Source organism: Flavobacterium subsaxonicum WB 4.1-42 = DSM 21790, from assembly GCF_000422725.1.
Lineage (GTDB): Bacteria > Bacteroidota > Bacteroidia > Flavobacteriales > Flavobacteriaceae > Flavobacterium > Flavobacterium subsaxonicum.
Genome location: NZ_KE383909.1, coordinates 1146281 through 1168456, shown reverse-complemented (window position 1 = coordinate 1168456; position 22176 = coordinate 1146281). Strand labels below are relative to the sequence as shown.

Below are 22176 nucleotides of genomic sequence, written 5' to 3'. Positions count from 1 at the left end.
ATAACAAGTTGCGATTTAGCGTGGGATACTTACAAAATTATACATTTCTGTTGTATTGCAATCTTTAAATAATAAGCAGATGTATAATTGTATCTATAGATTTGATTGTATAACCAAATCTATAGATACATATTTAATGCTATGGGTTTATACCCAAATAATTAGCGGGGGTAATGTGCAGTAATTCTGCCCTAACTTCATCTGTCACGTTAAGTGAGTTGATAAAGGTATGGATAGCATTTTTATCGATAACCGTATTGGTACGGGTAAGGTCTTTTAATGCCTCATACGGGTTAGGGTAGGCCTCACGGCGAAGTATTGTTTGTATTGCCTCTGCAACTACAGCCCAGTTTTTTTCCAGGTCTTCGGCAAATTTATCTGCATTAAGCAATAATTTATTAAGACCCTTAAGGGTAGCCTCAAAAGCAATTATGGTATGGCCAATAGGCACACCTACGTTTCTAAGCACGGTACTATCGGTGAGGTCGCGTTGCAGCCTTGATATTGGCAGTTTAGCCGAAAGGTGCTCAAAAATAGCATTGGCAATACCTAAGTTACCTTCAGAATTTTCGAAATCGATAGGGTTTACCTTGTGCGGCATAGCCGACGATCCAATTTCTCCGGCCTTAATTTTTTGCTTAAAATAATCCATTGATACGTACGTCCAGATATCGCGGTCAAGATCAATAAGGATAGTATTGATGCGTTTTAGGGCATCAAAAAACGCAGCAAAATGGTCGTAATGCTCAATTTGAGTAGTGGGGAACGAGTGTTTTAACCCAAGATTGCCTTCAACAAAATCGTTACCAAATTGCTTCCAGTCCGTTTTAGGGTAAGCCACAAAGTGGGCATTAAAATTACCGGTAGCGCCGCCAAATTTAGCCGCGAAAGGTATGTTGTTAAGGTAGCGCAATTGCTCTTCTAATCGCTCTACAAAAACCTGTATTTCTTTACCCAAACGCGTTGGCGATGCGGGCTGCCCGTGCGTGCGTGCCAGCATAGGTATATCCATCCACTCTATGCTAAGCTCTTTTAATTTAGAGATAACACTAATTAAAGAGGGCATGTATACATCCTGGAAAGCCTCTTTGGTAGAAAGCGGAATAGCAGTGTTGTTAATATCCTGAGAGGTTAAGCCAAAGTGTATAAACTCTTTATACGCATCAAGCCCAAGTTTATCAAATTCGCTTTTTATAAAATATTCCACGGCTTTAACATCGTGGTTGGTAGTTTTTTCTATTTCTTTTATCTGTTGTGCATCATCTGCAGTAAAGTTTTTGTAGATGTTGCGCAGTGGCTCAAAAGTGTTTTTGTTAACACCGGTAAGCTGCGGCAAAGGCAATTCGCAAAGCGCTATAAAATATTCTACTTCTACTAAAACACGGTATTTTATAAGGGCCTGTTCAGAAAAATAAGGCGCTAAAGATACAGTTTTGCCCCTGTACCTGCCATCTATTGGCGATATTGCATTCAGTTCAGATAATTGTTGCATAAATATTCTGTTGTTGTATTTATGCGCGCAAATATAGGGTTTTATGCAGAATATTGAAAGGGGATGGTTTATTAAAATTGAAAAGGTTTATCTTTTCTTAACCTTATGGACTTTTAATAATGCAAGATGTTTTTTAGGTTCAAAATCAGTTGCTCTCCCGCTATCAATGCCTTCATTAATTGCTTTTTTCAACAAAGTAATATGAAGTTCTTCATTGGTGTTTTGATGACAATTGTTCATGATAATGAAATTATAAAATGTATTAGATTTGATAATCCATTATTTATCAGCCTTCAATCTCCCCGCCACTAACTCCATACCCTCACTTGCCAGTAACGGAAAAACCTCCAGCGGGTTGTGCAAATTGGGTATCCCGGCAGGCTTGGGGTCTATGTAAAATACGGCAGCGTCAGGTTTTGCAAAATCCAGCAGACCCGCTGCAGGATACACCTGTAATGATGTGCCAATTACAATAACATAATCTGCTTCTTCTACAAGCGGTACGGCAAGTTCAATAGCTGGTACAGCCTCGCCAAACCACACAATATGCGGGCGTAGCTGGTGCCCATCGGTGTGCAGGTCGCCCAGGTTAATATCGCCTGTAAAATCTATAATATCTAAAGTATTGTAAACGCTGCGCGCCTTTAAAAGTTCGCCGTGCAGGTGCAATACATTGGTGCTGCCGGCGCGTTCGTGCAGGTCGTCTACGTTTTGGGTAATAACGGTAACCTCAAAATCGGCTTCTAATTCGGCAACAGTAAAATGCGCCCTGTTGGGCTGTACCTCAAAAAGCTGTTTACGGCGTTTGTTGTAAAAATCCAGCACCAATGCCGGGTTGTTGCGCCAGCCTTCCGGCGAAGCCACTTCCATAACATCGTGCCCTTCCCACAAACCACCGGCATCCCTAAAGGTGCTAATGCCGCTTTCGGCGCTAATGCCTGCGCCACTAAGTACTACAACTTTTTTCATATTCAAATTTAGCAAAGTTTGCGCTAATTAAAAAGCGTGCATAAAAAAAGGAAGCCCTGTTGGACTCCCTCAATTAAATATTGTTGTGGAATGGGTGTTATACTTTTCCTAAAGTATACAGCTGCTCCAGTGTAGGCGATTTACTACCACCGGCAGGCTCCAGCGTTATACCAAAGGCCTCGGCACCATCGTTATTATCTACTCTAAAAATACCACTGCTGGCATTTTTATCGGCAATAACACCAATGCTGGTAGGAGTAAGAGGGTCTAACTTAAGCGCCCAGATCTGGTATACCTTACCATCGGGTGGCGTAGGCAGGCCGGCAAGGTCTACATAAATTTCTTTCTTGTTTCTGTTAAGGTATACTTTGGCGTAAGCCTGTGGTGCAATTTCCTGACCAGCAAGGTTAATAATGCTGGTGGCATTGTCGCGAACCACGGCAAGCGCTTTCTCGGTCTCAGTATTTTTTTGCTCTAAGCTGGCAACAAGTTGCTCAAATTTAGAGGTTTTGGCTGTAGCAGCCTGTACTTCTTTGGTAGCCTCTGTATTTTGGTAATACTGGTAGGCAAGGCCAAATGTAAGTATAACGGCAGCAGCCCAGCCCATGTATGGGTTCATGCCGCGTTTAGGTTCCATTTGTACCACTCCGCTGTGTTTTTCTATAAGCTGCTGGCGTATCTTCTCGTAATTTGCGGCCGATAAATGTGGCGCAACAGAGTAGGATAGGTTTATAACCGCCTTTTCTATAGAAAGTATTTCGGCCTGTATGGTTTCGTCTTTGTCGGCTAACTGCTTAACCTCCCTGTTTTCGGCTTCAGATAAAAGTCCGAAAACATAAAATTCTAAGGTTCCGGATGCGATGTATTCTTCAGTATTCATTGTACCTGTAGGATGTTTCTTAATTCACTAATGCAATTTCTGTTCTGAGTCTTCACAGTGCCCAAAGGTATCTCAAGCTCATCTGAGGCTTCCTGCTGGGTATAGCCTTTAAAGAAAAGCAAATCGATAAGTTTAATGCATTTTGGTTTAAGCTTGTTAATAAACTCCCTAATGCCAATTGCGTCTATCTTATTGGTAACACTTGTGTTGTGATCAAGAATATGTACGAAATTGTCGGCACTTAGGTTTTTTAAACTGTTATTATGGCTCTTGGATCTAAGCCTGTCTATAGAGCTATTGCGGGCAATGTTGAGTATCCAGGTAAAAAAACGGCCCTTACTTTCGTTGTAAGAATCTATGTTTTTCCATATTTTTACAAATACTTCCTGGAGTACGTCTTCGCTCTCTTCTTTGTCTTTTATAAGGTTGTATATAACGCCGTAAAGGCTTTTAGAATACATGTCGTAAAGGGCAGTAAAGGCTTTGCCGTCTTTTTTGTAGATTTGCTCAAGTAATTCTTCCTGTGTCATGGTTGGATTTTGGTTACCCGAATTTACTAAAAAAGATTTAAACTTTAACATACAGATGCGAAATACTTCTGATACCGATTACCTTAACTACCTCGAAAATTTTATAACTACAGGCCGCCGCGACCGCTTTTTAGAGGTGCTTGCGCAGCGTAGCAAGCACTTTACGGTTGCTATAGAAGATTTGTTCCAGCTACATAATACCAGTGCCGTACTGCGCACCTGCGAGGTTTTTGGCATACAGGAACTAAATGTGGTGGAAGAAAAATACGGAAAAAAGATTGATAAAGAAATTGCCCTTGGTGCCCAGAAATGGGTAGATGTTAACCGTTTTGATAATACTACGGCCTGTATAAGGGCATTAAAAGCAAAAGGCTACCGTATTATCGCCACATCGCCGCACGAAGATTCGTGCCTGCTTGATGATTTTGATATCTCGCAACCCTCGGCATTATTTTTTGGTACCGAAAGGCTGGGCCTTACTGAAGAAGTGCTTAGCCATGCCGATGGGTTTTTAAAAATACCCATGATGGGTTTTACCGAAAGCCTCAACATATCATCATCGGCAGCCATAATATTGCAAAACCTTAGCAGCCGGTTACGAAAATCGGATGTAAAGTGGCAACTTTCTGAAACTGAATTGCTGGAAAAACGTATCGACTGGGCAGAAAAAACAATAAAGGATATCGAATTTATTAAGCGCAAATATATTGAGCAGCCTGTTTAGTGCCTATTTGCGGTTAATGGCTTTATACTCTTCATAACAGCCGCTAATGGCATCCATTATCTGGAGGTCGTTGGCAGAGGCTACAAAATCTTCAGAGTAGTTGCAACGCTGCAATATATCGGCAATGTCTTCTTTGCTAATGCCTAATAAGGCCGCAAGGGTTTCGCGGTCAAATTTATTAGCAAGTGCATTGCGCACGGTATCGTCTTTTTTCATTTCCTTAAGCCTGCGCATTTCGTTGGGCTTTTTACCAAATATGTTATTTAGTAAATCGGCAGGGTTAAAAATAGAGCTCACTATTTTTTTATAGGCCGTAGGCGAATTATCGCCACCCTCATACCCCTGCGGTAATCCCGCAATGGCATAACGGTAATTTTGCCTTACAGGTGCAAGTTTAGAGTCTACCTGTAAAAAGCCGGTAAGGTTGTATTTATTAATAACTACCTCTTCGAGCGTGTAAGCCCTTTCGGTTAGCGGAATTTTAGTATTGGTGGCGCTCTTAACCCAGTCGTTAGTTACACGAACCTTGATGGATTGATAACCCAGGTACGATACGTGCAAAGTATCGTTTGCCGATGCCTCCAGGGTAAAGTTACCTTTCTCATCGGTAGTAGTGCCTTTAACGGTATTGATGTTGATGATGCTTACGCTTGGAATGGGGCGTAAAGTAATGTCTGACACGATGGTGCCCGATACGGTTTCCTTTTTCTTAGCTTCTGTTTGAGAATGTGCTGAAAGGGAAAGTAAAGTGAATAAAAAAACTACAAAATATCTCATTGACTGTTTATGTACTGTAAAAGTAATAAACTAACGGGATATTTTGTAGTTAGTATGCAATTATGCTAAAATATTTTTATGCTTAGCTTCTGCGGGGCCTTCTTTCCCTTTCAGAAGAATCGCTTCTTCTTGCAGGGCGGCTGTCTCCACCACCTCTTGGTGCTCGGCTATCGCCTCCAGGACGGCTGTCGCCACCTGTTCTTGGCGGACGGCTTCCACCAAATCCACCACCGCTGCGTTCTCCGCCACGGCCTCCGCCACCAAAGCTTCCGCCACCGCTACGACCGTTATGGTCTCTTCTGCGGTTGCTGCTGCCTTCGTTTTTAGAAACCTCTACATTAACACGGCGACCTTCAAGGTGCAGGCTGTTTAATGTATCTAATACAATCTGAGTGTGCTCTGCATCGGTATTAAAGAAAGAGAAACCTTCTTTAACATCAACTTTAAACACATCATCGCGGCCAAGGCCTAATGTATCGCGTAAGAAATCTTTAAGGCTCATCCAGTCAAAATTATCTCTCGACCCAATGTTTACAAAGTATCTAACAGCTCCGCCATCATCGCCACCTTCTCTTGAGGTGCTTTCGCGCCTGTCTGATCCGGCAGATTGAGATGAAAGGTCTCTGTTTTTCTTGTAGTAGCTAATAAACCTGTTAAACTCTACCGATACCATTTTCTTGATAAGTTCCTCTTTAGTAAGGTCTTTCATAACCTCATAAATTGCAGGAAGGTAAGAGTCTATTTCGTGGTCTACCTCTACATCATTAATTTTATTTGCAAGGTGCAATAGCTGTATTTCGCAAATTTCGATACCTGAAGGGATAGTTTTTTCTTCAAACTTTTGTTTGATGATCCTCTCAATAGCCGATATTTTGCGTATTTCGCTTTTGGTAATAATTACGATAGATGTACCTAATTTACCTGCACGGCCTGTACGGCCACTACGGTGGTTGTAAGTTTCTATCTCGTCTGGTAGCTGGTAGTTAACAACGTGTGTAATGTTGTCTACGTCTATACCACGTGCAGCAACGTCTGTTGCAACAAGCATCTGGATAGCCCTGCCACGGAACGATTTCATTACAGAGTCACGCTGAGCCTGAGAAAGATCTCCGTGCAATGCAGCTGCGCTGTAACCATCTTCAATAAGTTTTTCGGCAACAGCCTGGGTATCTCTTTTAGTACGGCAAAATACAACCGAGAAAATGTCCGGGTTAGCATCTGCAAGGCGTTTAAGTGCCTCGTAACGGTCTCTTGCGTTAACAAGGTAAAACTCATGCGATACAGTAGATGAACCGGAGTTTTTGTGGCCCACTGTAATTTCAAGTGGTTTCCTCATAAACTCTTTAGCAATACGGGCAACTTCCTGTGGCATAGTAGCCGAGAATAACCACGTACTTTTATCATCAGGAGATGTAGAAAGGATGTTTACGATATCATCATAAAAGCCCATGTTTAGCATCTCATCTGCCTCATCCAAAATACAAAAATCTATTTTAGAAATGTTAACAAGACCACGATTAATCATGTCCTGCATACGGCCCGGGGTAGCAACAATAATTTGCGCTCCGCGTTTAATATCCCTTGCCTGCTCTGTAATGCTGGCGCCGCCATAAACCGCAACTGTATTAATGCCTTTAATATACTTAGAGTAAAGTTTTATCTCGTTAGTAATTTGTAAGCAAAGTTCGCGTGTTGGTGATAGTATAAGAGCCTGTGTGTTTTTGTTATCCGGGTCAATCTTCTGGATAAGCGGAAAACCAAATGCAGCGGTTTTCCCTGTACCAGTTTGTGCAAGGGCCACAATATCTGTATCTTTTTCCAATAATAGGGGAATCGCTTTTTCCTGTACTTCTGACGGATTTTCAAATCCTAGATCGTTTATCGCCTTCAGAAGCGATTCATTCAATCCTAATTGTTCAAATTTATTCATATATGATTTTAAAATAGCTGCAAAGGTACTGTTTATTAGCGATATATACTAATAGGTACGCTACAATTATTTTAAATAGGTAGCTTGAAAATCAGATTGTTACCTTTTTAAGAAATCTATAAGCTGTTTTACGGCTCTGCCGCGATGGCTAAGTTGTGCTTTTTGGTCGATAGAAATCTGCGCAAAAGTAGCGTTTAATCCTACAGGCATAAACACCGGGTCGTAGCCAAAACCCATGTTTCCGGCTCTTTCTAAAGTAATATTACCATCTACAATTCCTGTAAAATGGTGTTGCTGGCCATCAATATTCAGGGCAATCACGGTTTTAAAGCGTGCAGCGCGGTTTTGATTCCCGTTTAGTTCGGCTAAAAGCTTGTCCATGTTGGCTTCTGCGCTTTTTTCTTCGCCTGCATAGCGTGCCGAATATACCCCCGGCGCGCCATTAAGGGCATCAACCTCTAATCCTGTATCATCGGCAAAGCAATTGTAGCCGTAGTTTTTGGTAACGTAGTCGGCTTTAAGTAGGGCATTGCCCTCTATAGTATCGGCCGTTTCCGGAATTTCTTCGTGGCAGCCAATGTCTTCAAGACTTAATAGTTCTACACTATCGCCAAGCTGGTGCTTAATTTCGAGTATTTTATTTTTATTGTTAGATGCAAAAACAAGTTTCATATTCTGTATTTATCGCGGTTTTTTTTGCTGGTTATAGCATCGGTAAGGTTGGCAATTAAAAACCAACGCACATTTTTGCCTTTTCTAACCTGTGCCGCTGTAGATACAACAGCAATAAACTCTATTATGTTTAAAAAGATTATAAAAGCTATGTACGACCAGTAATATAATGATGCCGAATAAAAGAATTCTGATGCCAATGCACTGCTGGTAGTATAGTGGTGTGGCCCATCCTGTTCAAAAATATGCAGGCGGTTGCCAAGTATTATTTTTAAGGTCCACGCAAAGGCAAAGCTGTTAAAGGGTATCATTAATGCCTGAGACAGTATGGACTGGATGGAGTGCCAGCGCACAAAGTAACTGGCTTTGCGCTGGGCAAGGTAAAAAAATACTGCTGCTATAACATTAATAATAGGTAGGGGCAGGCCGGCAATTATGGTAACTACCGTCATTAAATAGGCGTTAGAGGCTTGCTCTAACTCTTGTGGATAAACAATTTCGGCTGTTTTGGTATCGGTCATCATAATCCTTTAGTAATATTCCAGGCCCAGTTTGCTAAAATTAAGGTTATAAGAAGTATTGCGACCCATTTTATGGTTACAATTGCTTCAAATTTTTTATAGCTTTTGTATAGTGTGTCCTTTTTTAAGGCTACATCATACAATAACCAAAACGGACTAACAACCATTATGCCGGCTACAATAAGCCCAAGAGGGTTAAGTAAAATGGCATCTGTAATAGTACCGTGTGTAAGCAGTAATACAGATCGTGTTACGCCGCAAGAAGGGCAGGCTATACCGGTTGCGTTTTTAAACAGGCAGGGAGTAAAGTTTTGATGCTGTGCATTTGTAAAAAATGCCCACAGTAAATAACTGTAACCCCCAAGCAATGCTAAAAACCAAAGCAGGTATAGCCTGTTTCTTGTCATATTATTATAGGAATGCCTGTAGCCTTTCCATGTTTTTTTGGCGTGTAAGGTCCATTACCAAAAACCAGTCTACAATGGTCCAGATGCCAAGGCCGCCGCACGTTAATAGTTTGGCTACCCCAAGGCCTGTATCGCCCAGCATAAAACGGTCTATACCTAAACCACCCGCAACTATAGATATTATAAGTAGTGTTGTTGGGTCTTTAAGCTCGGCGCTCTGAATCATAAACCATTTAGATTCGTCCATCAATAAAAGCCTTTCGCGAATATAATTTAAATGTTGTGCCTGAAAGTACTTAGCATTTGTCATTAAGTACATGTCTACCTTTTGTGAATCCATTGGTGTTTTTAAGATTAGGTTATTAATTGGTTCGGTTAAATTATGGCTTGTGCAGCATTGTGGGCTGCTTTATTGGTTTTAAATGCGTTGTTACACTATTGTAAACTAAATGTAAAAAGCATAATGCCAAATATATATTTTTTATTTTAACAAATTAGTAGTTGTCTGCCATGATTTGTTACACTGATATTCAAAAAATATTATGATGTGAGCAATTTAATATTTACTTTTGGTGCGTTTTTAAAAAACGACACTAAACTTTGAATTATGGTTAAAGATCTGTTCGAAAGAATTCAAAAAAATAAAGGCCCGTTAGGTAAATGGGCATCACAGGCAGAAGGCTATTTTGTATTTCCTAAACTGGAGGGGCCACTGTCTAACCGCATGATGTTTCGTGGTAAAGAAGTACTAAACTGGAGTATTAACGATTATCTTGGCCTGGCTAACCACCCCGAGGTTTTAAAAGTTGATGCAGAGGCTGCTGCCGAATATGGTGCGGCTTATCCGATGGGTGCCAGGATGATGAGCGGCCACACTACATGGCACGAGCAACTGGAGCAGGAGCTTGCTGCTTTTGTACAAAAAGAATCGGCTTACCTTTTAAATTTTGGTTACCAGGGTATGGTTAGTACCATAGATGCGCTTGTATCTAAAAACGATGTTATTGTTTATGATGTAGATTCTCATGCCTGTATTATAGATGGTGTTCGCCTACACATGGGCAAACGCTTTACATACAAGCATAACGATATAGAGAGCCTTGAAAAAAACCTTGAACGCGCCACTAACATGGCCGAAACTACCGGCGGTGGTATACTTGTTATTACCGAGGGTGTTTTTGGTATGAGGGGCCAGCAGGGCAGGCTGCAGGAAATAGTAGCACTTAAAGAAAAATACAACTTTAGGCTATTGGTAGATGATGCGCACGGCTTTGGTACTTTGGGTAAAACCGGTGCAGGAGCGGGTGAAGAGCAGGGCTGCCAGGCGGGTATAGATGTGTACTTTAGTACGTTTGCAAAATCTATGGCCGGTATTGGTGCTTTTATTGCTGCCGATAAAGACACTATTGACTTTTTAAAGTATAACCTTCGTTCGCAAATGTTTGCTAAAGCATTGCCTATGATTTTTGTAAAAGGTGCCCTTAAACGCCTTGATATGCTTCGCACAATGCCAGAGCTTAAAGCTAAGCTGTGGGAGAATGTAGATGCGCTGCAAAACGGACTTAAAGCTAAAGGGTTTAATATTGGTGATACTAACACGTGTGTTACACCGGTTTACCTTGAAGGTAGTGTTCCGGAAGCTATGGTAATGGTAAACGATCTTAGGGAAAACTACGGTATTTTCTTGTCGATAGTAATTTACCCGGTTATACCTAAAGGCATTATCTTATTAAGGATGATACCAACCGCTACGCATACTATTAACGATATTAACGAAACGCTTACTGCATACGAAGATATTCGCGAGCGTTTAGAGAACGGTACCTATAAAAGGATTGCTGCCGAAACTAAAGTAGACCTTGATGCAGAGTAGGCTTAATTGCCAATCTTCAAAATATTAAAAAGCCCCATCAGGGGCTTTTTTTATGTCTCAAAATGATTTGATTATTGCATACTTATATTAAATAAGAAAGCCCCTAACGGGGCTTTGCTTAATTTATGTCTTTACGGTAGGTACACCTGCGTTTGTTGATTATAGGGCCAAAGTGTTTCCATAAGTTGTGTATGGCATGGTTCTCTTCAAGCTCCGGGGTACGTATACAGGTTTCGATCTTATTTTTGGTAAACGTGTTGTAGTACTCTTCAAAAATTATGGCTGTAACACCTTTGTTCTGGTACTCCTCATTAACACCAATAAGGTAAAAAACTACATCTTTACTGTGCTTTTTTGCTTTAAGAAGATGTAAAAACCCGAATGGAAAAAGCTTTCCGTTGGCCTTTTTAAGTGCTTCTGCAAAAGATGGCATCACAATACTAAAGGCTACCAGCTTTTCATCTTTATCTATCACAAAATTAATGTACTCCGGGTTTATCATCCCAATGTACTTTTGCTTAAAATATTCTTTCTGCACGTCAGATACCGCCACAAAAGACGACAGTTTGGCATACGTAGCATTAAACAAATCGAACATTTTATCTACATGGGGCATAACATCTTTGGTAGATGTAAAAGTTAAGGCTTTAAGTCCGTAACGGCGTTTAACCAGTTCGGCTGCCTTTTCAAACATTACCGGCTTTACATTACTGAATGGGAATACACTTTCCTGGTATTCTTTTTCTTTAACGTAGCCCAATTGCTCAAAATGGTCTTTATAGTACGCATGATTGTACCAGGTAATGGCGGTACCCATCTGGTCGAAACCTTCTGTAAGTACGCCAACCTTATCCAGGTTGCTAAAGCCTATAGGGCCTTCGGCATACTCTAAATTGTGTTCGCGACCGTATTCGTATACTTTATTTAAAAGGGCTTTGGTTACCTCTATATCGTCTATAACATCAAACCAGCCAAAGCGCACCTTTTTTTTATGCTGCTCGTTAACTTCCTGCCAGTTTATAATGGCAGCAGTTTTGCCTACAATTTTATTATCGCGATAGGCAAGATAAAATTTAGCCTCGGCATCGTTAAAAGCGGGGTTCTTCTCTTTATCAAAGTTTTCCATTTCGTCGCTTATAAGCGGCGGTATCCAGTAGGGGTTGTCTTTATAAAGTTCGAACGAAAATTTAATAAATTCTTTTATTTCGCCTTTTGTCTTGGCTTCTTTAATAGTTATCATGGTGCAGGTGTCTCAACAGGTTCAGAAGTTGGTTCTTCTATTTTTTTACGCCTTTCTTCGCGTTCTTTTTTCTTTTTATTCCTTTCCTCGTTTTTCTTTTTCTGTTCGGCATTATACTCGTCTTCACGGTCGCCTTTTCCAGGCAATAAAATGTCGTTATAATTGGCATCAAATCTCCACGAAAAACCTACGCCACCATAAAGTATAGACGGTGTATCTTTAAAGTTAGAGCTTATCGAGGCATCTATCTGCATTGTATCGGTAAGCAGGTGGGCGGCGCCAAGCCTAAAAATACCATCGGCATAATAATCGCTGGAATATCCCTGAAACTCTACAAAGCCCGACCATTTGGCATTAAAGCCCCTTGTAAGTGTAGTAATCCAGCCAAGGCTTGGATAGTCTGTAAGAAATTTATCGGCAATAATGTTGTTAACCCAAACCCATTTACCAAAATGGTTATGGGCAATTACCATAAGCTTTGGGCTCATTTTATCGGTAGGAAAAGTGTATGGATTGTTTTTGCCAATAAGATTCATACCACCATAAACAGCAATGGCAGGTATAAGGCTTCTCCATTTAAACTTATGGTTGGCTTTCCAGCTGTACAGGTTAATTTCTGGCGTATAGTTCTTGTCTGGGTCGTAAACCAGGTATTTGGCACCAATGGTCATTTGTCTAAAATCGTTACGTCCATAGCTGTATATGGCATCTTTATACTGGTCGAACTGGTACTGAAAGTTTGCTACAATTTCCAGTTCTTCAAAAAACACTCCGTATCTAAGGGCAAGGTCAAGGCCAACACCTTTAGCTTCGTAATTTAGTACGTCATGATCTTCCATTATGCCATAAATTCCGGTTTCCATCTGAAAAATGGTCTCACCAACAGAAAAAGCTGACATAGACTGCCCCGGCCTGTTGGTGTTAATCTGGTCTGTATATTGTGCCTGTGTTGTTCCCGTGCCTAAAAGCAGGATAAGCCCAAAAAAAATTTTATATCGGGTCATGTTTGGCTCGTTTATTGGTTGTTGTTTAGTTAATGCTCATCAAAAATAGATAATTTATTATTATTTTGTGAGCCTTGATTTAATTTTAAAACGCAGATTGTTTATTTTTGACAAAATTTTATGATAATGGAAACAGCATCATTTTCGGGCTTATTAAGGAGTTTGGTTATTATAGTACTGGTTTACTATGCTTTAAGGTATATTATGCGATTATTAGCGCCGGTTATTGTACAGCAGGTGGTAAAAAAGGCTGAGCAGAGTATTTACCAGCGCCAGCAAAATACCCAAGACCAGTACCAGCAGCAATCTGCAGCACAGGATAAAGCGCAGGAACGCCCTGCAGAAAAGAAAAAAGTAGGAGAATATATAGACTTTGAAGAAATAGAATAAAAACAAAGCCCTTTCTTTTTACAGAAAGGGCTTTGTTATTTACGTTCGGGTCTAATTAAAGGCTTAGTATAAAACTATCTTTATTAAGGCCGTCTACTATATACTGCCAGTTAATGTGCACTACATCGCTTAGCACTTTTTTAAGCATATTAAAATCGTTTGGCTTTTTAATATAAACATTGGCGCCTGCCACAAAGGTATCTTCTATATCCTGTTCAGACGAAGAAGTAGAATATATGGCTACAGATATCCTTTTAAGCCTGTCGCTGCTGCGAATTTCCTTTAAACATTCCATGCCCGATTTGCGGGGCATATTTAAATCCAGGAAAACAATATCCGGTAACGAATTTTGAGGGTCGCTAAGGTATTCCATTAGCTGCTCTCCATCATTAAAGGTAGAGATATCGTATTTTATTTTAACTTCTTCAAATGCCTCCTTAAAAAACAATCGATCATCTTCATCGTCATCGGCAAGCATTATGTGTAGTGGTGTTGGACGCATTTATTTTTGTTTCTTATTCTATTTGGTTTCTATATAACGTTTTTGCCTCATTATTTTTTGGAACGCCGTTGGGGTTACGCCCGTAATGTTCTTAAACTGCTGAGACAGGTAAGCAACGCTGCTGTAATTCATCATAAACGATATCTCTGTTAACGACATGTTTTCTGTAAGCAGTAACTGTTTTACCCTTTCAATCTTATGCAAAATAATAAAATTTTCGATAGATATAAAAGTAACTTCAGAAAAAACCTGCGACAGTGTACGATAACTCTCGTCTAATTTCTCTGAAAGGTACGATGATATTTTTAAAGATTGCATGCCCTTATCGGCATACAACATTTCTATTATGGCATTTTTTATTTTTTGTACCAGTATACTTTTCTGGTTGTCTACTATTTCTATGCCAAACTGCTTAAGCGATTGTATAAAGCTGTTGTAGGTTTCCATTGGTATGTTTTCTTTAAACTTAACATACCCGGGCTCTGTAACCCTGCAATTTATGCCAAACTTGTCCAGCTGTTGCTGCAACAAGACTTTACACATCATATCAATGTTATACTTTATGTATAGCTCCATCGCTTTGGGTTAAATTATAAGGAGTAAAAATACAAAAATTACGCGTTAATTTTTAACACTTTTATTAAATGTAAAATTTTATAACATTATAAAAGTTTATTTGTGTTAATTTATTGTTATGTAAAACGTTAACGCCAATATATTGAATGTTTTAAACTATAAAACTTTATTAAACCTTGTAAGGATGCCGTAAATAATTCTTACATTTATTACTTACACAAGCACAATACCTATGCCATTTTATCAAAACCCGCCCGATGGGGGCATGCCTTATGCCGAAACCAACATGCAGCATGCCTTTCCCGAACCTTTTAATACCATTACCTCCTGCTTTTTTTTGGTAATAGCCATTTATTGGACGTTTAAACTTTGGGGTAAGGTCAGGGAACATGCGTTCTTATCGGTAGCTCTTGCACTGCTATATATCGGAGGCATAGGCGGTACCATTTACCACGGGTTGCGGCAATGGCGTATTTTTATTATGATGGACTGGCTGCCCATAATGCTGCTTTGCGTAGCTGCAGGCGTGTACTTTTTAGGAAAACTTACAAGATGGTATTATGCCATGGCCTTTGTATTGCTCTATGCCGGCTTTCAGGTATTTGCCAGGCGGCAGATGATGCAGGGCAACATACAACTTTATATTAATATAAATTATGCCGTGCTGGCCGGCATGGTGCTGCTGCCGGTACTGGGCTATCTTATAAGTACAAAATTTAAGAATGGGCATTGGGTAGGCCTTGCGCTGCTTGCTTTTATTTTTGCCCTTACGTTTAGGGTGGCCGATAAATGGGGCTGGATAGCAGAAGGTACTCACTTTTTATGGCACACCTTTGGTGCTGTTGCCGCCTCTTGTATGTTTCAGTACATTTATTTGCTCAATAAAAAAGACCCTGATATAATTACAAGCCATGAAAAAGTATAACAAGAAAGATTTTCCGGTATCTGAGATTAGGAGGTTCCTGGAGCCCGGGCCCATTGTGTTGGTTAGTTCTAAATATAAAGAAGAGACTAATATTATGACGATGGGCTGGCACACAGTGCTGGAGTTTACGCCTTCTTTAATTGGGTGCATGATAACGTCGGCCAATCATAGTTTTAACCTGATTAAAAAGAGCAAAGAATGTGTTATTAATATACCCGAACTACATCTTGCCGAAACCGTAGTGGGCATTGGCAATTGCAGCGGGCGCGATGTGGATAAGTTTGACAAGTTTGGCCTTACGGCAGAAGATGCCACTATGGTTAAAGCACCACTGATTGCCGAATGCTATGCCCATTTTGAATGTAAAATTCATGATGCTAAAATGCTTAATAAATACAACTTTTTTATTTTTGAAGTAGTAAAGGCACATGCTGCCGTTTCGCCAAAATATCCTGAAACCATACACTACCGGGGCGAAGGGCATTTTATGGTATCGGGCAAAGCGGTTAGCTATCGCAATAAATTTTTGCCACAAAACTTATAACAATAAAGCCTGTCTACGATGTGTAAACAGGCTTTAGTAATTTGTTTAGATTGTTTTTACTGCTGTGGCATAGCGGCCATATCCATATAAAAAACTTCCCAAAGGTGTCCGTCCAGATCTTCGAAATTGCGGCCGTACATAAAACCATGGTCCTGCAACTCCTTATACTCTCTGCCGCCTGCTTCAAGGGCTTTTTCTATAAGCTCGTCTACTTCGGCATGGCTGCCTACAGATAATGCTATAATAGCGGCTGCATTTGCTTTAGTGTCGGCAATTTCTTTATCTATAAAGGTTTTAAAGTATTTTTCTACCAATAGCATTGCATAAATGGTATCGTTAATAACCATGCAGGTAGCATTTTCATCGGTAAATTGCGGGTTAAAGGTAAAGCCTATCTTAGTAAAAAAATCAACCGACCTGCTTAACTCCTTCACCGGCAGGTTTACAAAAATCTGATTAACAGTTGCCATAGTATATTGTTTATGTTGTTATACAAATATAGCCATACCATTAATGCGACTAAATGTGTATATACGACAATTGGCAGGGGTGTTTAAGCCATAGTTACAACACAATGTTTTTAAAAAGCCTGTTTGCCGTGTCCTCAAGGTTATCGCTAAAGCCCGGGTGCGGCCTCGATGTTTGTATTACAGAGCTGCGTATTGCCGTAAGCCACCTAAATCGCTCGGCGGCTTCAAACAGGGCTATGGGGCCGCCATTTTTAGCGCCTCGGGCTATACGCTCAAACGATTCTAAGTTTAGGGCAAGCTGTTGTGTATCAAAATCGGGGCAAAGGGCTAAAAGCTTGGTTTCGTTTACAGTATAAAGCACCTTTATAAACCGCTGGCGTTTACAAAAAAGTATCACACCCGCGTTTATAAACTCTTCACGCTCAACCCTTGGCACCACGCGAATTATCGCATATTCATATAAGTGCTTGTCTTGCATCCTGGGCTTGTTTTATAAAGATTGCTGAATTTTGTAAACGTATTAAAAAGAACTGCACATAAATTTCTTTAATGGCCTGCGGAGAGTCCGGCGATTCATCAAAGCCCTCAAACACCAGCCATTCGTTGGGCAGTAAGCTCACTATTTCCCTTATTTTTTCTTCGGTTAAAATGGCTTTGTATTCTGCATCAACTTCCTCTAACAAAGTAGCCTGTGGTAGTAGCACGTGGTCTTTTATAAGCGTAAAGGGCACTTTGGCATGCCCTTCAGGATCTGAAAACGCATGATGAAAATACAACGCTGCACCGTGGTCTATAAGCCATAATTCTTTATGCCACAATAGCATATTGGTGTTACGGAAAGTACGGTCTACATTGGTTATAAAAGCATCCAGCCATACAATTTGCGATGCCAGTTTAGCATCTACCGTAGTAACAACAGGGTCAAAGTTTATAGCTTCCGACAAAAAGTGAAGTGCAAGGTTTAGCCCCTGGCTGTTTTGCAGCAGGTCCTGAATTTCTTCATCGGCTTCGGTACGGCCAAAGGCTTCGTCCAGGTTGGCAAATACCAGCTCGGGCACGGGCAGGCCCAGTGCCCGGGCAATTTCGCCCCCTAAAAGCTCGGCAATAAGGGCTTTAGTACCGTGGCCGGCACCCTTAAATTTAAGCACGTAATTAAAATTATCATCGGCCTCGGCAAGGGCGGGTAACGATCCGCCTTCCCGCAAAGGGGTAATATAACGGGTTACATTTACTGTCCTTAAATAGGGTTTACTCATATTTTACAGGCTTTTCCAGCAGTTTTTAAAATGTAAAAATAGTAAAAAAATACCTATAAATTTTAACTCGGCCGTGGTTGGGGTCGATTATAACAGATTTTTATGATGTGGCAAATATGTAGTGTAACAAACTACTTATCATCATTAAATTCGTCGTTCTCTACCTGTAAAATGTGTAATATCCTGTGTATTATAGGCGCAAAGAACACCGCTGTTATACTTAAAAACGCCACCCCACTATAGAGCGCATAAAAAGAAGAAAAGAGCTTAGAGGCATTGTTAGTCATATCGGCTACCGGGCCCATACCTGTTAATATCATGCTGGCCATGTAAAAGCTGTCTATAAGGTTTAAGTTATCGTAATAACAGTAGCCCCAGGTGCCAATGCCTACAGAAAACGCTATTAGCACAAAGGCAAACAGGCTGTAACGCAAAAGCCTCATAAAAAATGTTGGTAAGCTGGCAACCCTTTGTTTGCGGTGTTCCATAGAGGATAATATCTTTTTACGAAGGTAGCGAATTTTAACCCGGGGAGTGATTGGAAAAATACAACTGTATACTAAAAAATAATTCCCTAAGCTACAGATGGGGGATAGCTAAAGGGAATTATAAGGGTTCGAGCTGCTAACATACATTAAAAATTATAATGATAGTTGTAAAGCGTTATGTTTAGTATAAAAATCGATTAAGTGTATAAATTTACCTATAAAATACACGATGTGAAATTTACAATAATTTTAAAAGTTAATTGTTTGATAATTAGTTATTAAGCGCATTTTTAAGTTGTAAATTGAATTAGAAATTTGTGTGAAAAATGGAACATTATTTTGTAGTTCTGGAACTGCCAGGCGGTAAAGAACTAAAATTTAAGGAGGGTAGATGCAGCCCTAAAAACTTTTGGAAAGTTGCATCAGAAACTATTGCCCAGGGAAAAGCAGTAATAATCAGTAAGCGAAAAGACACAGGCGTATCCGAAGAATTACGAAGCCATCTTAGCAAAATTAAAAAATTTACGACCTATGTACTTGTACACATGCAGTTTACTGCATTAGAAAGTGTTACCGAATGCGATATATTTAATAAGATCGCTCAATGGATTGTAATACAAAACCGAGACGTTGTTATTGATACCGGCCATAATTTTCAGCTGGTAACTATAGACGTAGCATAATTTTAAATTATGAATTTCAAATTATGAATTACGAAGTAACTGACTAAATCGCAGTATACATTTAAAATTCATAATTTGAAATTTGTAATTAACTAAACCATTACACTTTTAAATATTTCTTTTATAACACTAATCTCATCGGCATACATGGTTTTTTTGCGACTGGCAAAATGCAGTATGTTAGTTAGCTTAGGGCTGCCTTCCCAAAGCAGTTTAATAAGGCCGACATCAATTTCGCGCTGGCATAAAAAATCAGGTATCACGGCCAGGCCAATACCGCTGCCCAGGCAACGCACAATAGAGTTAAGATTGGGCACAATATAGTTGGGCCTAAAATCAGGATACTTACCAAAGTTAAGCTGCCAGAAACGGCGCAGATGCTCCATATCGCCTGTGGTGCCGTACCATTTTTGCTGTTTAAGCCAATATTCTAAAGTCTCAGGGTCGTTTTGAGCCAGTATGCTGTTAAATGTAGCATCATCGGTAGTATTGCCGCCAACAATAACAATGGTCTCTTTGCTAAATGCCTCATATTCTACCGTGGGGGCAGGCACCATTTGCGGGGTAATTATAAGGTCTAAAATGCCCTTCTCTAAATTCTCAACCATTTGTGTATACTCCCCAAACTGAATAATTACATTAAACGGCAGCGTGGCAATGTAGGGTTCTAAGGTAATCTGGAAGGTTTCAAAACACATGCCCACGCTAATGGTAGGCGTGCTTTTTTCTGTACTGCGCTGAAAATTTTTTTCGGCCTCCTCCAGCTTTATCATGGCATCTATAACAAAGTTGTATAGCACCTTGCCACGCTCTGTAGGTACCATGCGGCGGCCTTTGCGGTCGAACAATTTATAACCGGTATAACTCTCTAAAGAGCTAAGGTGCAGGCTTACGCCCGGTTGCGATATAAACAGCTCCTGGGCAGCACCGGTAAGCGTACCCGTTTTATAAACGGCCTTAAATGTGCGGTACCATTCTAAGTTTACCATGGTGCTAAGTATTATAATTATGATACAAAGGTATAACTTATGTTATTTTTATAATAGTTTAATGGGTGGTAAATTTGCAGTATCAAATTAAACATCGATACAATGACTAAGATATTTATAATAAATGGCGGACAGGAGTTTGGCCATTCCGGCGGAAAGTTTAACGATACCGTTGCTGCCGAAACCTTTGCTTTTTTTACAAACCATACCACAGAGTTTGAAGTTCGGATTACCAATGTATCTGCCGGCTACGATGCTGCACAGGAAGTTGCTAACTACGTTTGGGCCGATGTTGTTATTTACCATACCCCAATATGGTGGTTTCAGTTGCCGCACGATTTTAAAAAGTACATAGATGTAGTGTTTACCGAAGGCCATGCCAAGGGTATTTATAACTCTGACGGACGCTCGCGTTCTAACCCTGCTATTAATTATGGTACCGGCGGTACAATGCACGGCCGTAAATACATGGTTACCACATCGTGGAATGCCCCTAAAGAAGCTTTTACACTACCTGGCGAATTTTTTAACGAACATAGTGTAGACCAAGGGCCGCTGTTTGGCTTTCACCGAATGAATGCCTTTACAGGGATGGAACCGCTACCGGGCATGCACTTTCATGATATTGAAAAAAATGCCGATATACCCCGCGATATGGCTTTGTACAGAGAGCATTTGGAGAATGTTTTTATAAGGGAATTAGTTTAAGGAATTACGAATTACGAATTACGAATTACGAATTACGAATTACGAATTACGAATTACGAATTACGAATTACGAATTAAACTGGTTAAACAACCCCTGCACATTTAAAATTTAAAATTCATAATTTAAAATAAAGTAAAAAGATGAATGTCAATCTAACTGCTATAATAAAGAGCCATCCAGGTAAGGAGGATGCGCTTAAGCAAATACTATTCGAACTTGTTAAGGGTTCGCGTACCGAAGAAGCCTGCCTGCAATACGACCTGCACCAGGTGGCAGACGAACCTAACATTTTTATATTTCATGAAATATGGCGCAGTGCTGCCGAACTGGAGGCACATGGCCAGACACCGCATATAGTAAAGTTTATAAAAGATTCGGAAACTATATTACTGGAGCCCGTAAAAGTTTACATCACAAATAAAATAGCATAATAGCAGCAATGTGTGTACCGCTATAAACATAGATCCCCGTAACTGTAATGGCTACGGGGATTTTTGTATTTAATAAATTCTGCTTTTTTACTGCACACTCTTAAAGAAAGCAGGTGCATTGCCATAAATAGGCGTTTTGCCATCCCACTTTTCTATAAACTGCTGCTGTATAAGCAAAGGGTTAAGCGACATTTTACGCAGTTCGTTAGCTTTGGCCTCGGCTTCTGCCTGAACAATAAGCTTTCGGGCCTGGGCCTGTGCAACCTTAAGTTCGTTCTCTACCATCATGGCCTGTTGTACGGCTGCATTTTTAGCGTTAATAGCCTTGGTAATAGTTTCGGGGTACTGTATGCCGCTGGTCATTTGCTCTAAAACAAAGCCCTCTTTGCTAAGCAGCGCACCCATGTTAGACTGTATGGCAAACTCAAACTTTTCGCGGTTGCTAATAATACTGTCGGTGCTGTATTTATTAAACTCAATCCTAAAGGCATCCCTAATGTAATTAAACAGCGTAGTCTCTGTAATTTCCTGAATATCTTTACGGTACTTTTTAAATATGATAGGACTTTGGCCGTCGCGAACTTTAAAAGATAGGGTAGGGTCTACCGTAAAAACCGATCCGTCCTTTGCATTCACTGTAAAGTGAGGATAGTTTATAGTTTGAACGTAGGTAGGAAATTCATATACATTCTCTGTAAACGGGTTGTACCATACACGGCCCGTAACCAGGCTAACATCCTGTACACCTTTATCACTTCCATACATTTTAACCAGGATGCCTTCGTAACCGGCATCAATACGCTCGTTGCACGAGTTAAACATAATCAGTAAAAAGATAGCCGCAACAAACGCACTTGCGCCATAGATAATTTTAGATCTCATTTATACAATTTTATTAAAGGCAAAGATGCACAGTTTAAATATAATAAACAAAGCAAAGCCCATTAAAACCGCCCCTGCAATTACCATAATATCCGACGCCGCAGTAAGTAAATGGAACGCCTGCGTAAACAACCAGAACAGTGCCACCAGTAAGAGTGGTAATGCAACTATGTAATAAATTTTTAGCTTCTTCATTGGTTTTGATGTATCAAAATTTTCTTAGTGGTAAGGTAGTAAAAATCTTATTACGTGCCTACAAGAAGTATATTATTATCCTATAATGTAATGGTAAGATTATAGGTTAAGGTTGCC

At 40.2% G+C, this 22176-nt stretch carries 30 protein-coding genes; 8 read left to right on the top strand and 22 right to left on the bottom strand.

Going from position 1 to position 22176, the window contains the following annotated elements; all coding sequences use genetic code 11:
* Window positions 1-139 precede the first annotated feature (139 nt).
* The 5 genes from purB to G509_RS0115685 form a co-directional block, all read right to left on the bottom strand.
* On the bottom strand, window positions 140-1492 hold the full coding sequence (gene purB, locus G509_RS0115705) for an adenylosuccinate lyase (protein ID WP_026992415.1): 1353 nt from the start codon (window positions 1490-1492) through the stop codon (window positions 140-142).
* 87 nt (window positions 1493-1579) lie between these two features.
* Complete coding sequence (locus G509_RS23415) at window positions 1580-1732, bottom strand: hypothetical protein (protein ID WP_207382684.1); 153 nt, start codon at window positions 1730-1732, stop codon at window positions 1580-1582.
* Window positions 1733-1771: 39 nt separating this feature from the next.
* Entirely contained in the window at window positions 1772-2461 is a 690-nt protein-coding gene (locus G509_RS0115695) for an SIR2 family NAD-dependent protein deacylase (RefSeq protein ID WP_026992414.1), read from the bottom strand.
* A gap of 97 nt (window positions 2462-2558) precedes the next feature.
* Window positions 2559-3341, bottom strand: coding sequence for an anti-sigma factor (locus tag G509_RS0115690; protein ID WP_026992413.1), 783 nt, complete (start codon window positions 3339-3341; stop codon window positions 2559-2561).
* Window positions 3338-3871 carry an RNA polymerase sigma factor gene (locus G509_RS0115685; RefSeq protein ID WP_026992412.1) on the bottom strand — a complete coding sequence of 178 codons (534 nt, stop codon included), beginning with the start codon at window positions 3869-3871 and terminating at the stop codon, window positions 3338-3340. Before G509_RS0115685 ends, G509_RS0115690 begins: the two co-directional genes overlap by 4 nt.
* A 55-nt stretch (window positions 3872-3926) precedes the next feature.
* On the opposite strand from G509_RS0115685, the gene G509_RS0115680 reads away from it, so the two are divergent.
* Complete coding sequence (locus G509_RS0115680) at window positions 3927-4595, top strand: TrmH family RNA methyltransferase (RefSeq protein WP_026992411.1); 669 nt, start codon at window positions 3927-3929, stop codon at window positions 4593-4595.
* 3 nt (window positions 4596-4598) lie between these two features.
* On the opposite strand, the gene G509_RS0115675 is transcribed toward G509_RS0115680, so the two are convergent.
* The 6 genes from G509_RS0115675 to G509_RS0115650 all read right to left on the bottom strand — a co-directional run bounded on the left by G509_RS0115675 (window position 4599) and on the right by G509_RS0115650 (window position 9242).
* The gene (locus tag G509_RS0115675; protein ID WP_026992410.1) at window positions 4599-5372 is read right to left on the bottom strand and encodes a carboxypeptidase-like regulatory domain-containing protein; all 774 of its coding nucleotides are present in this window, start codon (window positions 5370-5372) and stop codon (window positions 4599-4601) included.
* Between the two features lie 82 nt (window positions 5373-5454).
* Window positions 5455-7302 carry a DEAD/DEAH box helicase gene (locus G509_RS0115670; RefSeq protein WP_026992409.1) on the bottom strand — a complete coding sequence of 616 codons (1848 nt, stop codon included), beginning with the start codon at window positions 7300-7302 and terminating at the stop codon, window positions 5455-5457.
* Between the two features lie 99 nt (window positions 7303-7401).
* The gene (locus tag G509_RS0115665) at window positions 7402-7974 is read right to left on the bottom strand and encodes a non-canonical purine NTP diphosphatase (protein WP_026992408.1); all 573 of its coding nucleotides are present in this window, start codon (window positions 7972-7974) and stop codon (window positions 7402-7404) included.
* A complete protein-coding gene (locus G509_RS22250; RefSeq protein ID WP_131450691.1) occupies window positions 7971-8498 on the bottom strand; it encodes a magnetosome magnetite crystal formation protein family in 528 nt (175 codons plus the stop codon). The genes G509_RS0115665 and G509_RS22250 overlap by 4 nt, the downstream gene beginning before the upstream one ends.
* Window positions 8495-8902: a DUF2752 domain-containing protein gene (locus tag G509_RS0115655; RefSeq protein ID WP_026992407.1), complete on the bottom strand. Its 408-nt coding sequence runs from the start codon at window positions 8900-8902 to the stop codon at window positions 8495-8497. Before G509_RS0115655 ends, G509_RS22250 begins: the two co-directional genes overlap by 4 nt.
* Window positions 8903-8906: 4 nt before the next feature.
* Window positions 8907-9242 (bottom strand): TM2 domain-containing protein, encoded by a 336-nt coding sequence (locus G509_RS0115650; protein WP_026992406.1) that lies wholly within the window; start codon window positions 9240-9242, stop codon window positions 8907-8909.
* 267 nt (window positions 9243-9509) lie between these two features.
* Between G509_RS0115650 and capB the strand changes: the two genes are divergently transcribed.
* Window positions 9510-10775: a cysteate-C-fatty acyltransferase gene (gene capB, locus G509_RS0115645; protein ID WP_026992405.1), complete on the top strand. Its 1266-nt coding sequence runs from the start codon at window positions 9510-9512 to the stop codon at window positions 10773-10775.
* Window positions 10776-10893: 118 nt separating this feature from the next.
* Here the strand turns inward: capB and G509_RS0115640 are convergent, their stop codons facing one another.
* Both G509_RS0115640 and G509_RS22245 read right to left on the bottom strand, forming a co-directional pair.
* On the bottom strand, window positions 10894-12015 hold the full coding sequence (locus G509_RS0115640) for a hypothetical protein (RefSeq protein ID WP_026992404.1): 1122 nt from the start codon (window positions 12013-12015) through the stop codon (window positions 10894-10896).
* Complete coding sequence (locus G509_RS22245) at window positions 12012-13019, bottom strand: transporter (RefSeq protein WP_051200261.1); 1008 nt, start codon at window positions 13017-13019, stop codon at window positions 12012-12014. The genes G509_RS0115640 and G509_RS22245 overlap by 4 nt, the downstream gene beginning before the upstream one ends.
* Window positions 13020-13145: 126 nt before the next feature.
* Between G509_RS22245 and G509_RS0115630 the strand changes: the two genes are divergently transcribed.
* A complete protein-coding gene (locus tag G509_RS0115630) occupies window positions 13146-13409 on the top strand; it encodes a DUF4834 family protein (protein WP_026992403.1) in 264 nt (87 codons plus the stop codon).
* 55 nt (window positions 13410-13464) lie between these two features.
* On the opposite strand, the gene G509_RS0115625 is transcribed toward G509_RS0115630, so the two are convergent.
* Entirely contained in the window at window positions 13465-13911 is a 447-nt protein-coding gene (locus G509_RS0115625) for a response regulator (protein ID WP_026992402.1), read from the bottom strand.
* Window positions 13912-13929: 18 nt separating this feature from the next.
* Window positions 13930-14457 carry a helix-turn-helix domain-containing protein gene (locus tag G509_RS0115620; RefSeq protein ID WP_244877498.1) on the bottom strand — a complete coding sequence of 176 codons (528 nt, stop codon included), beginning with the start codon at window positions 14455-14457 and terminating at the stop codon, window positions 13930-13932.
* Window positions 14458-14719: 262 nt separating this feature from the next.
* On the opposite strand from G509_RS0115620, the gene G509_RS0115615 reads away from it, so the two are divergent.
* The gene (locus tag G509_RS0115615; RefSeq protein WP_026992400.1) at window positions 14720-15412 is read left to right on the top strand and encodes a hypothetical protein; all 693 of its coding nucleotides are present in this window, start codon (window positions 14720-14722) and stop codon (window positions 15410-15412) included.
* A complete protein-coding gene (locus tag G509_RS0115610; RefSeq protein WP_026992399.1) occupies window positions 15399-15956 on the top strand; it encodes a flavin reductase family protein in 558 nt (185 codons plus the stop codon). The genes G509_RS0115615 and G509_RS0115610 overlap by 14 nt, the downstream gene beginning before the upstream one ends.
* A 56-nt stretch (window positions 15957-16012) precedes the next feature.
* On the opposite strand, the gene G509_RS0115605 is transcribed toward G509_RS0115610, so the two are convergent.
* The 4 genes from G509_RS0115605 to G509_RS0115590 form a co-directional block, all read right to left on the bottom strand.
* Window positions 16013-16426 (bottom strand): VOC family protein, encoded by a 414-nt coding sequence (locus G509_RS0115605; protein WP_026992398.1) that lies wholly within the window; start codon window positions 16424-16426, stop codon window positions 16013-16015.
* A gap of 94 nt (window positions 16427-16520) precedes the next feature.
* On the bottom strand, window positions 16521-16904 hold the full coding sequence (locus G509_RS0115600) for a DUF3037 domain-containing protein (protein WP_026992397.1): 384 nt from the start codon (window positions 16902-16904) through the stop codon (window positions 16521-16523).
* Window positions 16882-17682 (bottom strand): HipA family kinase, encoded by an 801-nt coding sequence (locus tag G509_RS0115595; RefSeq protein ID WP_026992396.1) that lies wholly within the window; start codon window positions 17680-17682, stop codon window positions 16882-16884. Before G509_RS0115595 ends, G509_RS0115600 begins: the two co-directional genes overlap by 23 nt.
* 131 nt (window positions 17683-17813) lie before the next feature.
* Window positions 17814-18170, bottom strand: coding sequence for a hypothetical protein (locus G509_RS0115590; protein WP_026992395.1), 357 nt, complete (start codon window positions 18168-18170; stop codon window positions 17814-17816).
* A 326-nt stretch (window positions 18171-18496) separates the two neighbouring features.
* On the opposite strand from G509_RS0115590, the gene G509_RS0115585 reads away from it, so the two are divergent.
* Entirely contained in the window at window positions 18497-18853 is a 357-nt protein-coding gene (locus tag G509_RS0115585; RefSeq protein ID WP_026992394.1) for a hypothetical protein, read from the top strand.
* A 92-nt stretch (window positions 18854-18945) separates the two neighbouring features.
* Here the strand turns inward: G509_RS0115585 and G509_RS0115580 are convergent, their stop codons facing one another.
* A complete protein-coding gene (locus G509_RS0115580) occupies window positions 18946-19842 on the bottom strand; it encodes a LysR family transcriptional regulator (protein WP_026992393.1) in 897 nt (298 codons plus the stop codon).
* 102 nt (window positions 19843-19944) lie between these two features.
* Between G509_RS0115580 and G509_RS0115575 the strand changes: the two genes are divergently transcribed.
* Together G509_RS0115575 and G509_RS0115570 are read left to right on the top strand one after the other, a co-directional pair.
* The gene (locus G509_RS0115575) at window positions 19945-20550 is read left to right on the top strand and encodes an NAD(P)H-dependent oxidoreductase (RefSeq protein WP_026992392.1); all 606 of its coding nucleotides are present in this window, start codon (window positions 19945-19947) and stop codon (window positions 20548-20550) included.
* Between the two features lie 141 nt (window positions 20551-20691).
* The gene (locus tag G509_RS0115570; protein ID WP_026992391.1) at window positions 20692-20982 is read left to right on the top strand and encodes a putative quinol monooxygenase; all 291 of its coding nucleotides are present in this window, start codon (window positions 20692-20694) and stop codon (window positions 20980-20982) included.
* An 87-nt stretch (window positions 20983-21069) separates the two neighbouring features.
* On the opposite strand, the gene G509_RS22240 is transcribed toward G509_RS0115570, so the two are convergent.
* Window positions 21070-21864 (bottom strand): prohibitin family protein, encoded by a 795-nt coding sequence (locus tag G509_RS22240; protein WP_051200258.1) that lies wholly within the window; start codon window positions 21862-21864, stop codon window positions 21070-21072.
* Complete coding sequence (locus G509_RS0115560; RefSeq protein ID WP_026992390.1) at window positions 21865-22059, bottom strand: hypothetical protein; 195 nt, start codon at window positions 22057-22059, stop codon at window positions 21865-21867.
* Window positions 22060-22176 lie beyond the last annotated feature (117 nt).

Coding starts and splice junctions, on each gene's coding strand:
- purB (WP_026992415.1), bottom strand. CDS start 1,492: ATGCAACAATTATCTGAACTGAATGCAATATCGCCAATAGATGGCAGG.
- G509_RS23415 (WP_207382684.1), bottom strand. CDS start 1,732: ATGAACAATTGTCATCAAAACACCAATGAAGAACTTCATATTACTTTG.
- G509_RS0115695 (WP_026992414.1), bottom strand. CDS start 2,461: ATGAAAAAAGTTGTAGTACTTAGTGGCGCAGGCATTAGCGCCGAAAGC.
- G509_RS0115690 (WP_026992413.1), bottom strand. CDS start 3,341: ATGAATACTGAAGAATACATCGCATCCGGAACCTTAGAATTTTATGTT.
- G509_RS0115685 (WP_026992412.1), bottom strand. CDS start 3,871: ATGACACAGGAAGAATTACTTGAGCAAATCTACAAAAAAGACGGCAAA.
- G509_RS0115680 (WP_026992411.1), top strand. CDS start 3,927: ATGCGAAATACTTCTGATACCGATTACCTTAACTACCTCGAAAATTTT.
- G509_RS0115675 (WP_026992410.1), bottom strand. CDS start 5,372: ATGAGATATTTTGTAGTTTTTTTATTCACTTTACTTTCCCTTTCAGCA.
- G509_RS0115670 (WP_026992409.1), bottom strand. CDS start 7,302: ATGAATAAATTTGAACAATTAGGATTGAATGAATCGCTTCTGAAGGCG.
- G509_RS0115665 (WP_026992408.1), bottom strand. CDS start 7,974: ATGAAACTTGTTTTTGCATCTAACAATAAAAATAAAATACTCGAAATT.
- G509_RS22250 (WP_131450691.1), bottom strand. CDS start 8,498: ATGATGACCGATACCAAAACAGCCGAAATTGTTTATCCACAAGAGTTA.
- G509_RS0115655 (WP_026992407.1), bottom strand. CDS start 8,902: ATGACAAGAAACAGGCTATACCTGCTTTGGTTTTTAGCATTGCTTGGG.
- G509_RS0115650 (WP_026992406.1), bottom strand. CDS start 9,242: ATGGATTCACAAAAGGTAGACATGTACTTAATGACAAATGCTAAGTAC.
- capB (WP_026992405.1), top strand. CDS start 9,510: ATGGTTAAAGATCTGTTCGAAAGAATTCAAAAAAATAAAGGCCCGTTA.
- G509_RS0115640 (WP_026992404.1), bottom strand. CDS start 12,015: ATGATAACTATTAAAGAAGCCAAGACAAAAGGCGAAATAAAAGAATTT.
- G509_RS22245 (WP_051200261.1), bottom strand. CDS start 13,019: ATGACCCGATATAAAATTTTTTTTGGGCTTATCCTGCTTTTAGGCACG.
- G509_RS0115630 (WP_026992403.1), top strand. CDS start 13,146: ATGGAAACAGCATCATTTTCGGGCTTATTAAGGAGTTTGGTTATTATA.
- G509_RS0115625 (WP_026992402.1), bottom strand. CDS start 13,911: ATGCGTCCAACACCACTACACATAATGCTTGCCGATGACGATGAAGAT.
- G509_RS0115620 (WP_244877498.1), bottom strand. CDS start 14,457: ATGATGTGTAAAGTCTTGTTGCAGCAACAGCTGGACAAGTTTGGCATA.
- G509_RS0115615 (WP_026992400.1), top strand. CDS start 14,720: ATGCCATTTTATCAAAACCCGCCCGATGGGGGCATGCCTTATGCCGAA.
- G509_RS0115610 (WP_026992399.1), top strand. CDS start 15,399: ATGAAAAAGTATAACAAGAAAGATTTTCCGGTATCTGAGATTAGGAGG.
- G509_RS0115605 (WP_026992398.1), bottom strand. CDS start 16,426: ATGGCAACTGTTAATCAGATTTTTGTAAACCTGCCGGTGAAGGAGTTA.
- G509_RS0115600 (WP_026992397.1), bottom strand. CDS start 16,904: ATGCAAGACAAGCACTTATATGAATATGCGATAATTCGCGTGGTGCCA.
- G509_RS0115595 (WP_026992396.1), bottom strand. CDS start 17,682: ATGAGTAAACCCTATTTAAGGACAGTAAATGTAACCCGTTATATTACC.
- G509_RS0115590 (WP_026992395.1), bottom strand. CDS start 18,170: ATGGAACACCGCAAACAAAGGGTTGCCAGCTTACCAACATTTTTTATG.
- G509_RS0115585 (WP_026992394.1), top strand. CDS start 18,497: ATGGAACATTATTTTGTAGTTCTGGAACTGCCAGGCGGTAAAGAACTA.
- G509_RS0115580 (WP_026992393.1), bottom strand. CDS start 19,842: ATGGTAAACTTAGAATGGTACCGCACATTTAAGGCCGTTTATAAAACG.
- G509_RS0115575 (WP_026992392.1), top strand. CDS start 19,945: ATGACTAAGATATTTATAATAAATGGCGGACAGGAGTTTGGCCATTCC.
- G509_RS0115570 (WP_026992391.1), top strand. CDS start 20,692: ATGAATGTCAATCTAACTGCTATAATAAAGAGCCATCCAGGTAAGGAG.
- G509_RS22240 (WP_051200258.1), bottom strand. CDS start 21,864: ATGAGATCTAAAATTATCTATGGCGCAAGTGCGTTTGTTGCGGCTATC.
- G509_RS0115560 (WP_026992390.1), bottom strand. CDS start 22,059: ATGAAGAAGCTAAAAATTTATTACATAGTTGCATTACCACTCTTACTG.